The following is a 14,525-nucleotide window of genomic DNA, read 5'->3' as shown; positions in this document are numbered from 1 at the left end:
GAAGCCTATGAAAAAGAATTTCTTTCTTGCAATAGTAGTTACCAGCCTTTTAAGTTTTGGATTTGTGACATCAGTTCAAGCAGGTACCAGTATCGCAGATATCCAAAAAAAGGGAGAAATCGTTGTCGGCGTCAAACAAGACGTCCCGAATTTCGGCTATAAAAATCCGAAAACAGGAGAATTCTCAGGTATTGAAACAGATTTAGCTAAACTGATTGCAGACCAACTCAAGGTCAAGGTCCGCTACGTTCCAGTTACTGCTCAAACTCGTGGTCCTCTGTTAGACAACGAACAAGTGGATATGGATATCGCCACCTTCACTATCACAGATGAGCGAAAAAAACTCTACAACTTCACCAGCCCTTACTATACAGACGCCTGTGGATTTTTGGTAAATAAATCAGGTAAGATTAAAGATATTGAAGATTTAAACGGAAAAACCATTGGAGTCGCACAAGGATCCATCACTCAAAAACTGATTAGCGACTTGGGTAAGAAAAAAGGCCTTGCCTTTAAATTTGTCGAACTCGGATCTTATCCTGAATTAATCACCTCCCTCCACGCCCATCGGATTGATGCCTTCTCGGTAGACCGTTCTATCCTTTCCGGCTATACCAGCAAAAGAACAGAACTACTTGACGATAGCTTCAAACCTTCTGACTATGGTATTGTAACTAAAAAAACGAACACGCAACTGAATGACTACCTAGATCAATTGGTTGTCAAATGGAGTCAGGACGGAACCTTGCAGGACTTATACGATCGCTACAATCTCAAACCTTCCAAACACTCAGCAGAATAAGGAGGTAGCTACATGATAGATTCATCATCTTGGACAGCTTTTTTTCAACATTTTGATCAATTTTTTAACGGATTTCTCTTTACTATAGCTATCGCTCTAGGTTCTTTTACCTTAGCCATGCTATTAGGCATCCTATTTGGTACCTTATCCACTAGCAAACATGGCAGCTTACGGATCTTGTCCCGTATCTTTGTCGAATTTTATCAAAACACCCCTCTCCTAGTTCAGTTCGTTATTGTATTTTACGGCTTGCCTCTGATTAGTAACCATACTATCATGATTCCTATCTACTGGACTGCCGTTCTTTGTGTCGGACTCTACCACGGCGCCTATATCGCTGAGGTCATTCGGTCAGGAATTCAATCTATCCCTAGAGGCCAACTAGAAGCCGCTTTTTCTCAGGGATTCACCTACGCAAATGCAATGCGCTTGATTATCTTACCGCAGGCATTTCGCATCATTCTCCCTCCCTTGACCAACCAAGTCGTCAACCTGATTAAGAATACTTCGACAGTAGCTATCATTTCTGGAGTTGACCTCATGTTTGTCACCAAATCTTGGTCCGCACTCAACGGAAACTATGTCCCTGCCTTTTTAGGTGCCGCCTTCTTCTACTTTGCCCTCTGCTTCCCTGTCGCCCAATTTGGACGAAAAATGGAGCAAGCTAACAAAAAAGCTTATTCACTTTAGGAGGTTTTTATGGAAAGTATTCTTGAAGTTCTCAGTCTAGACAACCTCATCTTTATTTTAAAAGGTTTTGGTCTAACCCTCTATATCTCTTTGATTGCTATCACACTCTCAACAGCAATTGGAACCATCCTTGCTGTCATGCGTAACGGAAAAAACACCCTATTACGAATCCTTGCTAGTGTCTACATTGAATTTGTACGAAATGTTCCTAATCTACTCTGGATTTTCACTATTTTTTTAGTCTTTAAAATGAAGTCTACTCCGGCTGGAATCACTGCCTTTACTCTCTTTACATCAGCAGCCCTTGCTGAAATTATCCGAGGTGGTCTTAACGCAGTAGATCAAGGACAATACGAGGCTGGAATGGCACAAGGTTTCTCCTATCGCCAAATCCTCTATCACATCATCCTACCGCAAGCCATCCGCAAGATGCTCCCAGCCATCATCTCTCAATTTGTAACAGTGATTAAGGATACAAGTCTTCTATACTCTGTAATCGCCCTCCAAGAGCTTTTTGGTGCTAGTCAAATTCTCATGGGCCGATACTTTGAACCGGAACAGGTTTTCAGCTTATATATCCTGATCGCCCTAATCTACTTCAGCTTCAATCTAGCTATTTCAAGCCTTTCACGGACTCTAGCAAAACGTTGGCAACAAGCTGCAGAATAACAAGAGATTGGGACAAAAAATCCCGGCCTCACTTTTTATTAACAATCAAACTTTGACGCGGTAGCTGATTGAACTTTTTGTTCGTCTTTTAGATTTCAAAAAGCTCCTAATCATTCTCGCGGGGCTGGGACTACGAAATCGAGACTTTGTCTATCGATTCCTGTCCCACCGCATTTTGAGAGAAATCTTTTTGCTTATTTCTTTACTAGAAAATAAGCGGGGAATGTTAAACTGCCAAACTTTATGCTAGACTAGAAATATGGAACATCATTTTAATCATCGAGCAGAATCATTTGATTCTCCCCAAAATCAATTTCTGGCCGATCTTGTTTGCCAGCATCTAGTAAAACAAGTGCCTGATTTGTCAAACAAATCAATCCTAGACTTTGGAGGTGGAACTGGCCTTATCGCCCTTCCTCTTGCCAAACAAGCTAAATCAGTGACCTTGCTTGATATTGCAGACAAGATGCTTGCGCAAGCTCGTATCAAGATTGAAAGTCAAAAACTTCAAAACCTATACTTGATTCAACAGGATTTATTACTTGAACCACTTGAAGAAGAGTTCGATCTTATTATCGTCAGTCGAGTTCTTCATCATATGCCTAATCTTGATGACAGTCTATCTATGTTCAAGGAACATTTAACTCATGGCGGACAACTCTTTATCGCTGATTTTACTCTACCAGCTGGAGAGACACACGGTTTTATCATTTCTGAACTTGAAGAAAGTCTCAGCCAACAAGGTTTCTCGGAAATAACAAGTCAAATACTCTATAGCTCAGACCATCTCTTTCTCCATAAACCTTCCCAATTATTTCTTACAAGCAGCAAAAATATTTAGCCCTTAGAGTATCAGACAAGCCCTAAAAACAAAGCAAATGCTAACCTTTACTCAGCTTTTGCATTTTCCCAATAGATAAGGTATAATAGTTGTATTGTCTTTTGGGGTCGTTACGGATTCGACAGGCATTATGAGGCATATTTTGCGACTCGTGTGGCGACGTAAACGCTCAGTTAAATATAACTGCAAAAAATAACACTTCTTACGCTCTAGCTGCCTAAAAACCAGCAGGCGTGACCCGATTCGGATTGCTCGTGTCTGATGACAGGTCTTATTATTAGCGAGATACGATCAAGCTTTGTCTAGCAGTTTGATAAGAGATATATAGACTCGCAGTTCCTAGGCTTGAGTTATGTGTCGAGGGACTGTTAAAACAATACATAACCTATGGTTGTAGACAAATATGTTAGCAGGTGTTTGGACGTGGGTTCGACTCCCACCGGCTCCATTATATTAAAAAAACGTTGATGATCTCAACGTTTTTTCTGTCCTCATACAAGTTTACAATGTTATAGTGGATTGAACCTATAATAGTACGCTACGGGTTCTAAAACATTTTTAGAAATTAATTTGACTTTCCTAAACTCTTTGTTCATATCTTATTTCAATCCACTAAACATCAAGATACTTAAAAGATGGCAACATTAACTTTTCTTCTATAGGAAAAATAGCATATACATTGAACAGCTATTCAATTGAATTTTTAGTGTTTTAAAGATCTGTAAGACTGACATTCCACCATTCTCCTAATATTATTCATCAAAAAAACCGTAAGAATTTCTTCTTACGGTTTTTCTAGCAAACTCATAGAATCAAGATTCTCAAGTATGCTTTATCAGAGTAATGATAAATTACTCTTCTTCCTTGCGTTTTTTAGCGAAGAGAAGTCCACCTGTCGCTGCTGCAAGAAGTGCTAAGCCAAGTGAAGCGTTAGATTGCTCTGTACCAGTATTTGGCAATTCTTTCGCTCCAGCTTTCTTAGCTGATTGGTTAGCAGCTGACTCTTTAGTTGCTTCCTTAACAGCTTTCTCACTTGCAATTACTGCTACTGATCCATCTGCAAAGGTTACAACTACTGATCCGTCATTGTTAACCTTGATATCTGTTGCTGTTGGGTTAGCTTTCTTAACTTCGTCGGCTACCTTAGCTTTTTCTGCATCAGTCAAGTTACTTGGATCTGTAACTGGGGTTACTGATGGGTTCTTAACGCCATTTGAATCAGCTGATTTCACTGTCTTCGCTGGGGTCAAGACTACTACTGAACCATCTGGGAAGGTTACTGTTGCTGTGCCATCATTTCCTACTTCTACCTTGCTTGCTGTTGGATTAGCTTTCTTAACTTTGTCGGCTACCTTAGCTTTTTCGGCATCAGTCAAGTTACTTGGATCTACAACAGGAGTTACTGTTGGATTTGTGACTACTTTATCAGCTGATTTCTTAACTGTCTTATCTGCTGGGATAACAGCTGTCGTACCATCTGGGTAGGTTACAGTTGTTGTACCATCTTTCTCAACCTTAACATCCGTTACAGTTGGATTAGCTTTCTTAACTTCTTCTGCTACCTTACCTTTTTCTGCATCAGTCAAGTTGCTTGGATCTGTTACTGGGGTTACTGATGGATCCTTAACAGTTTTATCAGATGATTTCTTAACTGTCTTATCTGATGGGATAACAGCTGTCGTGCCATCTGGGTAAGTTACAGTTGTTGTACCGTCGTTGCCAACTTCTACCTTACTTACTGTAGGGTTTGATTTCTTAACTTCGTCGGCCACTTTAGCTTTTTCTGCATCAGTCAAGTTGCTTGGATCTGTTACTGGGGTTACTGATGGATCCTTAACAGCTTTATCAGCTGATTTCTTAACTGTCTTATCGGCTGGAATTACAGCTGTTGTGCCATCTGGGTAAGTTACAGTTGTTGTACCGTCGTTGCCAACTTCTACCTTACTTACTGTAGGGTTTGATTTCTTAACTTCTTCTGCTACTTTACCTTTTTCAGCATCAGTCAAGTTGCTTGGATCTGTAACCGGAGTTACTGATGGATCTTTAACATCTTTATCAGCTGATTTCTTAACTGTCTTATCGGCTGGAATAACGGCTGTTGTGCCATCTGGGTAAGTTACAGTTGTTGTGCCATCTTTGTCAACCTTAACGTCAGTTACGGTTGGGTTAGCTTTCTTAACTTCTTCTGCTACTTTACCTTTTTCAGCATCAGTCAAGTTGCTTGGATCTGTTACTGGGGTTACTGATGGATCCTTAACAGCTTTATCAGCTGATTTCTTAACTGTCTTATCTGCTGGGATAACAGCTGTCGTGCCATCTGGGTAGGTTACAGTTGTTGTACCATCTTTCTCAACCTTAACGTCTGTTACAGTTGGGTTTGATTTCTTAACTTCCTCTGCTACTTTGCCTTTTTCAGCATCAGTCAAGTTGCTTGGATCTGTTACTGGGGTTACTGATGGATCTTTAACCTCTTTATCAGATGATTTCTTAACTGTCTTATCTGCTGGAATAACGGCTGTTGTGCCATCTGGGTAAGTGACAGTTGTTGTGCCATCTTTCTCAACCTTAACATCTGTTACAGTTGGGTTGGATTTCTTAACTTCCTCTGCTACTTTGCCTTTTTCTGCATCAGTCAAGTTGCTTGGATCTGTTACTGGGGTTACTGATGGATCTTTAACCTCTTTATCAGATGATTTCTTAACTGTCTTATCTGCTGGGATAACGGCTGTTGTGCCATCTGGGTAAGTGACTGTAGCTGTACCGTCGGTACCTACTTCAACATCTTTCGCTGTTGGGTTAGCTTTCTTAACTTCGTCAGCTACCTTAGCTTTATCTGCATCAGTCAAGTTGCTTGGATCTGTAACCGGAGTTACTGATGGATCCTTAATTTCTTTATCTGCTAATTCCTTAACTGTCTTATCTGATGGGATAACGGCTGTTGTTCCGTCTGGATAAGTGACTGTGGCTGTACCGTCGGTGCCGACTGCTACATCTGTTACGGTTGGATTAGCTTTCTTAACTTCATCAGTCACTTTAACTTTCTCCGCCTCAGTTAAATTACTTTGATTTACAACTGGAGTTACCACTGGATCTTTAATAACTTTATCAGCTGATTTCTTAACTGTCTTATCGGCTGGGATTACGGCTGTTGTGCCATCTGGGTAAGTAATAGTTGCTGTACCGTCATTACCTACTGTTACATCTGTTACAGTTGGATTAGCTTTCTTAACTTCGTCGGTTACCTTAGCTTTTTCCGCATCAGTCAAGTTGCTTGGATCTACAACTGGCGTTACGGCTGGATCCTTAGTACTATTATCATCTGATTTCTTAACTGTCTTATCGGCTGGGATAACCGCTGTTGTTCCATCTGGATAAGTGACTGTGGTTGTACCGTCATTACCTATCGTTACATCTGTTACGGTTGGATTAGCTTTCTTAACTTCGTCAGCTACCTTAGATTTCTCTACATCAGTCAAGTTGCTTGGATCTGTAACTGGGGTTACAGCTGGATCATTAAGTTCCTTATCTGCTGATTCCTTAACTGTCTTATCTGCTGGAATAACGGCTGTTGTTCCATCTGGGTAAGTTACAGTTGTTGTACCATCTTTGTCAACCTTAACGTCAGTTACTGTTGGGTTAGCTTTCTTAACTTCTTCTACTACCTTAGCTTTTTCGGCATCAGTCAAGTTACTTGGATCTGTAACTGGGGTTACAGCTGGGACCTTAAGTTCCTTATCTGCTGATTCCTTAACTGTCTTATCTGCTGGGATAACAGCTGTTGTGCCATCTGGGTAAGTAACTGTAGCTGTACCATCATTACCTACTGTTACATCTGTTACAGTTGGATTTGCTTTCTTAACTTCTTCTGCTACTTTAGCTTTCTCAGCGTCAGTCAAGTTGCTTGGATCTGTAACCGGAGTTACTGATGGATCCTTAACAGCTTTATCATCTGATTTCTTAACTGTCTTATCGGCTGGGATAACCGCTGTTGTACCATCTGGGAAGGTTACAGTTGTTGTGCCATCTTTGCCTACTTCAACATCTTTCGCTGTTGGGTTAGCTTTCTTAACTTCTTCTGCTACTTTAGCTTTCTCAGCGTCAGTCAAGTTGCTTGGATCTGTAACTGGGGTTACTGATGGATCCTTAACAGCTTTATCATCTGATTTCTTAACTGTCTTATCGGCTGGGATAACCGCTGTTGTACCATCTGGGAAGGTTACAGTTGTTGTGCCATCTTTACCTACTTCAACATCTTTCGCTGTTGGGTTAGCTTTCTTAACTTCTTCTGCTACTTTAGCTTTCTCAGCGTCAGTCAAGTTGCTTGGATCTGTAACTGGGGTTACTGATGGATCTTTAACGACTTTATCATCTGATTTCTTAACTGTCTTATCGGCTGGGATAACCGCTGTTGTGCCATCTGGGAAGGTCACAGTTGTTGTGCCATCTTTGCCTACTTCAACATCTTTCGCTGTTGGGTTAGCTTTCTTAACTTCTTCTGCTACTTTAGCTTTCTCAGCGTCAGTCAAGTTGCTTGGATCTGTAACCGGAGTTACTGATGGATCCTTAACAGCTTTATCATCTGATTTCTTAACTGTCTTATCGGCTGGGATAACCGCTGTTGTACCATCTGGGAAGGTTACAGTTGTTGTGCCATCTTTGCCTACTTCAACATCTTTCGCTGTTGGGTTAGCTTTCTTAACTTCTTCTGCTACTTTAGCTTTCTCAGCGTCAGTCAAGTTGCTTGGATCTGTAACTGGGGTTACTGATGGATCCTTAACAGCTTTATCATCTGATTTCTTAACTGTCTTATCGGCTGGGATAACCGCTGTTGTACCATCTGGGAAGGTTACAGTTGTTGTGCCATCTTTGCCTACTTCAACATCTTTCGCTGTTGGGTTAGCTTTCTTAACTTCTTCTGCTACTTTAGCTTTCTCAGCGTCAGTCAAGTTGCTTGGATCTGTAACTGGGGTTACTGATGGATCCTTAACAGCTTTATCATCTGATTTCTTAACTGTCTTATCGGCTGGGATAACCGCTGTTGTGCCATCTGGGAAGGTTACAGTTGTTGTGCCATCTTTGCCTACTTCAACATCTTTCGCTGTTGGGTTAGCTTTCTTAACTTCTTCTGCTACTTTAGCTTTCTCAGCGTCAGTCAAGTTGCTTGGATCTGTAACCGGAGTTACTGATGGATCTTTAACGACTTTATCATCTGATTTCTTAACTGTCTTATCGGCTGGGATAACCGCTGTTGTACCATCTGGGAAGGTTACAGTTGTTGTGCCATCTTTACCTACTTCAACATCTTTCGCTGTTGGGTTAGCTTTCTTAACTTCTTCTGCTACTTTAGCTTTTTCTGCATCTGTTAAGTTAGCTGGATCTTTAACTGGTGTCTTAGCTTCTGGATCTTTAACTTCTTCTGCATCTTTAGCTTTTTCTACTGTTTTAGCTGCTGGAATTTCTGCTTTTGATCCATCTGGGAAGGTTACAGTTGTTGTTCCATCTTTACCTACTTCAACATCTTTCGCTGTTGGGTTAGCTTTCTTAACTTCTTCTGCTACTTTAGCTTTTTCTGCATCTGTTAAGTTAGCCGGATCTTTAACTGGTGTCTTAACTTCTGGATCTTTGACTCCTTCTGCATCTTTAGCTTTTTCTACTGTTTTAGCTGCTGGAATTTCTGCTTTTGATCCATCTGGGAAGGTTACAGTTGTTGTGCCATCTTTACCTACTTCAACATCTTTCGCTGTTGGGTTAGCTTTCTTAACTTCTTCTGCTACTTTAGCTTTTTCTGCATCTGTTAAGTTAGCTGGATCTTTAACTGGTGTCTTAACTTCTGGATCTTTAACTCCTTCTGCATCTTTAGCTGGTGTTGCTGGATCCTTAGCAGTTGTTGCTGGAACTGGATCACTTGCTTCTGGTGTTTGACCATCCTTGGTTGCTACAACTGTCACATTACCTTCTGGAATGTCGACTGTTGGGGTGATTTTAGCTTTACCATTCTCATCAGCTGTTGCTTCACCAATCTTGTTGCCGTCTTTATCGTACATTTCAACCTTAGATCCTGGTTCTGCTGTCACTTCAACTGGTGTCTTAGTGCCGGCTTTACCTGTAAGGTCTGTTGTAATTTCTGGTTGAGTTGGGGTTGTTGGAGTTGCTGCTGTAGCTACTTTTGGTGCGCTTGCTTCTGATGTTTGACCATCTTTCGTAGCTTTGGCAGTCACATTACCTGCTGGAATATCTACAGTTGGTGTGATGATTGCTTTACCATTTGCTCCTGTTGCTGCTTCACCAATCTTGTTACCATCTTTGTCGAACAATTCTACCTTAGTGCCTGGTTCTGCTGTTACTTCAACTGGAGTCTTAGTACCTGCTTTGCCTGTGAGGTCTGTATCTACAACTGGCTTTCTTGGTGTTGCTGGTGTTGCTGGATCTTTAGCAGCTGTTGCTGGAACTGGATCACTTGCTTCTGGTGTTTGACCATCCTTGGTTGCTACAACTGTAACATTACCTTCAGGAATATCGACTGTTGGGGTGATTGTAGCTTTACCATTTTCATCAGCTGTACCTTCACCAATCTTGTTACCGTCTTTATCGTACATTTCAACCTTAGATCCTGGTTCTGCTGTCACTTCAACTGGTGTCTTAGTACCGGCTTTTCCTGTTAGGTCTGTTGTAATTTCTGGTTGAGTTGGGGTTGTTGGAGTTGCTGCTGTAGCTTCTTTTGGTGCGCTTGCATCTGATGTTTGACCATCTTTTGTAGCTTTAGCTGTCACATTACCTGCTGGAATATCTACAGTTGGGGTGATTTTAGCTTTACCATCTGCTCCTGCTGTAGCTTCACCAATCTTGTTACCATCTTTGTCGAACAATTCAACCTTAGTACCTGGTTCTGCTGTCACTTCAACTGGTGTCTTAGTGCCGGCTTTACCTGTAAGGTCTGTTGTAATTTCTGGTTGAGTTGGTGTTGTTGGAGTTGCTGCTGTAGCTTCTTTTGGTGCGCTTGCATCTGATGTTTGACCATCTTTTGTAGCTTTAGCTGTCACATTACCTTCTGGAATATCTACAGTTGGGGTGATTTTAGCTTTACCATCTGCTCCTGCTGTAGCTTCACCAATCTTGTTACCATCTTTGTCGAACAATTCAACCTTAGTACCTGGTTCTGCTGTCACTTCAACTGGTGTCTTAGTGCCGGCTTTACCTGTAAGGTCTGTTGTGATTTCTGGTTGAGTTGGGGTTGTTGGAGTTGCTGCTGTAGCTTCTTTTGGTGCGCTTGCATCTGATGTTTGACCATCTTTTGTAGCTTTAGCTGTCACATTACCTGCTGGAATATCTACAGTTGGGGTGATTTTAGCTTTACCATCTGCTCCTGCTGTAGCTTCACCAATCTTGTTACCATCTTTGTCGAACAATTCAACCTTAGTACCTGGTTCTGCTGTCACTTCAACTGGTGTCTTAGTGCCGGCTTTACCTGTAAGGTCTGTTGTGATTTCTGGTTGAGTTGGTGTTGTTGGAGTTGCTGCTGTAGCTTCTTTTGGTGCGCTTGCTTCTGATGTTTGACCATCTTTTGTAGCTTTAGCTGTCACATTACCTTCTGGAATATCTACAGTTGGTGTGATTTTAGCTTTACCATCTGCTCCTGCTGTAGCTTCACCAATCTTGTTACCATCTTTGTCGAACAATTCAACCTTAGTACCTGGTTCTGCTGTCACTTCAACTGGTGTCTTAGTGCCGGCTTTACCTGTAAGGTCTGTTGTAATTTCTGGTTGAGTTGGTGTTGTTGGAGTTGCTGCTGTAGCTTCTTTTGGTGCGCTTGCTTCTGATGTTTGACCATCTTTTGTAGCTTTAGCTGTCACATTACCTTCTGGAATATCTACAGTTGGTGTGATTTTAGCTTTACCATCTGCTCCTGCTGTAGCTTCACCAATCTTGTTACCATCTTTGTCGAACAATTCAACCTTAGTACCTGGTTCTGCTGTCACTTCAACTGGTGTCTTAGTGCCGGCTTTACCTGTAAGGTCTGTTGTGATTTCTGGTTGAGTTGGTGTTGTTGGTTTTTTAGTTACAAATTCTGTCAATGGTTTTGTATCTTTAGAACCATCTGTATAGGTTACTACAAGATTGTTTCCATCTTTTGTGACTGATTGAATCTTACCATTTTTATCAACTGGAGTATCTTTTGCGATATTCGCATCGTCATTTTTCTTGTTGTACTCAAGTTGAAGTTTTTCTTTGATTTTATCTAACTCAGCGTCTGTTACTTTCGTTGGATCTGCTACTTCAACTTTATCAGCTGGAGCTGGAGTTGCAATATCGTACTTATCTGTTTGAGATTTAACGATGAAGTGAACATATCCTGGAGTCTGAGTTGCATTAGGGTTTTGATCTAATGCTCTAAAATCAGTAGTTGATTCTGCATCATTATTATCTTTAGCAACAACAAAACTTGTCCAATGGTTTGGAGCTGTAAGTGTTGTAACACCTGTCATCTTAATAGTAGCTGTAGCACCTGATACAGTACCATCACCATGAGTGACTGCTGAATTCTCGATTTTCCCAGTTGTGAAACCGTAATCTGCCGTATTATCTTTTCCAATACCACCAGGACCACGTACATACATATCTTTAACAGCCGTGTTGTCTGATGCTTTGAATGTTAAATCAGTGTTTTCACCTGTATAAACATAGATTTCTTTCTTAGCCTGATTTGAGTACGGAAGCTCAACTGTTGGAGCTACGTTTACAAATTCTGACAATGGTTTTTTATCTATAGAACCATCTGTATAAGTTACTACAAGATTTCCATCCGCATCTTTTGTGACTGATTGAATCTTATTAGTTTTATCAGCTGTTGTCCCTTTTTTGTCTGCTAAGTTCGCATCATCGTTGTTTTGAGAGTACTCAAGTTGGACTTTTTCTTTGATTTTAGCTAGCTCAGCCTCGGTCACGTTAGCTGGATCTGCTACAGTAACTTTTTCAGTCGGAGTTGCAATGTCATATTTTTGATTTTGCGGCTTAAGAATGACACGGAATGAACCTGGGTCAGTTGCGTTTGAGCTACCTACAGCTTTATTCTCAATTTTCGCACCATCTGTATCCGTTGCAGTTGCATAACGCCAGCCTAGAACCATACCTTTTGGATTTTCGCCTTTAGTCGCTGCTTCTAAGTCTTCTGGTTTCAAACCATCTGTTGCTGCTGGAGTACCTCTATAAGTAATAACTGCTGGTGCATCCGCTGTTGCTGGGGTTTCAGCAGAGATAACATTTGCTTTAAAACCATATTGAGTATTGATGGTATTTTCTTCACCTTCAACTGGTTTAAATGCTTGGTTTCCTCCAGCGTTTACAGTGGCACTTGCAATTTTTCCGCTATCATCTTTGAATTTGATATCGAATGAGTTTTCTTCTCCAGCATATACATAAACTTCTTTAGCATCTTTATTAGAGTATGGGATCTCTACTGTTGGTGCTACTACTGGAGCTGCTGGAGTTGTAGCTGTAACTGGATCACTTGCTACTGATGTTTGACCATCTTTAGTAGCTTTAGCTGTTACATTACCTGCTGGAATGTCAACTTTTGGTGTGATTGTTGCTTTACCATTGTTATCAGCTGTTGCTTCACCAATCTTGTTGTTGTCTTTATCGAACAACTCAACTGTAGTTCCTGGATCAGCTGTGACTTCAACTGATGTCTTAGTACCTGCTTTACCTGTTAGATCTGTGTTCACAACTGGTTTAGCTGGGGTAACTGGTTTTGGCGTTTCCCCTTCAACTTCAAATGTAATCGTAACTTCTTGTGGAGCTTGTTTGTAGTGAGCTGGGTAAGTAACCACTACTGTTTTAGTGTAAGTACCTGCTTCTGTAGCAGTTGGTGCTTGACCGTCTTTCCATTTGAAGCTTGTTGCACCACGGTAGTTATTTGGGAATTCTGGAGTGCCAGCCTTGTTAGTTACATAAGTAGCTGGATCTGCAGCAAAACTTCCACCAACTTTGGCAGTGTACTTTTCTTTAACTGCAACTGCTTGGAATTTTGAACTTGCATTATCGATGTAGTTATCTGTGAAACCAGTCATGATGTTTGTTCTTCCACCAACAAGCCCTGTTCCTTGCATACCTGCAACATAGTCAAGTGGCTTAGAGTTATCCAAGATTGGTGTGTCATAGGTAATAGTCCACATAACATTACGAATCGCATTATTATCAGCAGTCATCGTATACAAAGCTTGTGAACGTTCTGCGGTTTGAGCTGCAACTGCAGCTTCATTGCCCTTAATTGCTGGATTTTTTGTATCTTTATAAAGTTGAGTCAAGCGTTTCGTCATTTCAGCGCCAGTATAGGTATTCATGCGACCTTTCTGACCCATCAAGTAAGATCCATCATTATCTTTCCAGTAATCACGACTATTAACTACTTTTCCGTTTTTATCTGTTTGGACAACTTTCCAGTTTGTTGGTTCACCTACTGAACCTTTCGGAATTGTAAAGTAGACATAACCACTGGCTGAATTTCCTTTACGGCCTGGGTTATCAAGAACTGTCCAATGGATAACATTATTAGCCTTGTCTACTTCGTAGCTAATTTTAACATAGCCTTCGACATCTTCTTTATTGCTATAGTCAAGGTTTTCAGCACCTTCTGATGCTCGTGGTGCTGTTGCTCTCGCTGCACGATTAGTACGTGGTTTAGCTACTAAAGAACCATCCTTGATAGTTTGAGCTGCTGATAAGTTTGCACTTGAGCCATCTGCAAAAGTTACAACTACTGATCCGTCTGCTTGGACTTGAACATCAGTCGCTGTAGGATTTGCTGCCTTAACAGCTGCTACAACTTTTGCTTTTTCTTCATCAGTAAGTGCTGATGGATCGTATACAACAGTCACTTCTGGAGCTTGGATGCTGTCTGCTTCCTTAGCTTTTTCAGTCGCAACTACTGCTTCTTCTTTAGAATTTTGAGTAGTTTCAACTGGTTTTTCAGCTTTTTCTTCAGCAGTTGCTGGAGCTACTTCTACAGCTGGCGCTGCATAAGTTGGGTTTTCTTCAGATACAACTGGCTTAACCCCCTCTGTTGTAGAGCTAGTATCTGGCTTAGCTTCTACCGTATCTGCTTTGACTGATGGTGCTACTAAAGCAGCCCCAACCGCAAAAACAAGCGAACAACCGAAAAGGAAATGTTTTCCTTTTTTGATCATACGCCAATTCTTTTGTTCTGCATTTTTACGATTAAAATACATGACATATCTCCTTTTGTGTAGTTTGTTAGTATTATATATACTACATACGCTTTCATTATAAAACATGTATTTAACTTTGTCAAAGAATTATAGGTAAAAGCATTCACAAAATAATTTATTGTTTACTATCTTTTTACTATTTGATTTTTTGGCATATCATGACTGAACAGTATCTAAAAAATGAATTTCACCGAGGTATTTGTTTATTTTCTTAATAGAATCGCACACTTGTTTTAGGAAATTATTCATATCTTTCTATGATGCCTATTACCATAAAGTACTAGCAACTTTTGATTGC

5 protein-coding genes and 1 other RNA gene are annotated in these 14,525 nt (G+C 40.8%); 5 read left to right on the top strand and 1 reads right to left on the bottom strand.

Annotated features, from left to right (window positions below; genetic code table 11):
• Positions 1-7 precede the first annotated feature (7 nt).
• From ACORHT_RS02010 to ssrA, 5 genes are all read left to right on the top strand, one after another.
• Positions 8-802 carry a transporter substrate-binding domain-containing protein gene (locus ACORHT_RS02010; protein WP_434350425.1) on the top strand — a complete coding sequence of 265 codons (795 nt, stop codon included), beginning with the start codon at positions 8-10 and terminating at the stop codon, positions 800-802.
• Between the two features lie 12 nt (positions 803-814).
• On the top strand, positions 815-1,492 hold the full coding sequence (locus tag ACORHT_RS02005; RefSeq protein ID WP_434350424.1) for an amino acid ABC transporter permease: 678 nt from the start codon (positions 815-817) through the stop codon (positions 1,490-1,492).
• A 9-nt stretch (positions 1,493-1,501) separates the two neighbouring features.
• Positions 1,502-2,161 carry an amino acid ABC transporter permease gene (locus tag ACORHT_RS02000; protein WP_075230061.1) on the top strand — a complete coding sequence of 220 codons (660 nt, stop codon included), beginning with the start codon at positions 1,502-1,504 and terminating at the stop codon, positions 2,159-2,161.
• Between the two features lie 259 nt (positions 2,162-2,420).
• A complete protein-coding gene (locus ACORHT_RS01995; RefSeq protein WP_414320973.1) occupies positions 2,421-3,002 on the top strand; it encodes a class I SAM-dependent methyltransferase in 582 nt (193 codons plus the stop codon).
• Positions 3,003-3,105: 103 nt separating this feature from the next.
• Positions 3,106-3,453, top strand: a transfer-messenger RNA (tmRNA) gene (gene ssrA / locus ACORHT_RS01990).
• Positions 3,454-3,853: 400 nt separating this feature from the next.
• Here ssrA and ACORHT_RS01985 read toward each other — a convergent pair.
• Positions 3,854-14,227, bottom strand: coding sequence for an LPXTG cell wall anchor domain-containing protein (locus tag ACORHT_RS01985; RefSeq protein ID WP_434350423.1), 10,374 nt, complete (start codon positions 14,225-14,227; stop codon positions 3,854-3,856).
• Between the last annotated feature and the right edge of the window lie 298 nt (positions 14,228-14,525).

It is taken from the genome of Streptococcus sp. KHUD_014, from assembly GCF_051106275.1.
Lineage (GTDB): Bacteria > Bacillota > Bacilli > Lactobacillales > Streptococcaceae > Streptococcus.
The sequence above is the reverse complement of the archived record's forward strand: the minus strand, read 5'-3'. Positions and strand labels throughout refer to the sequence as shown.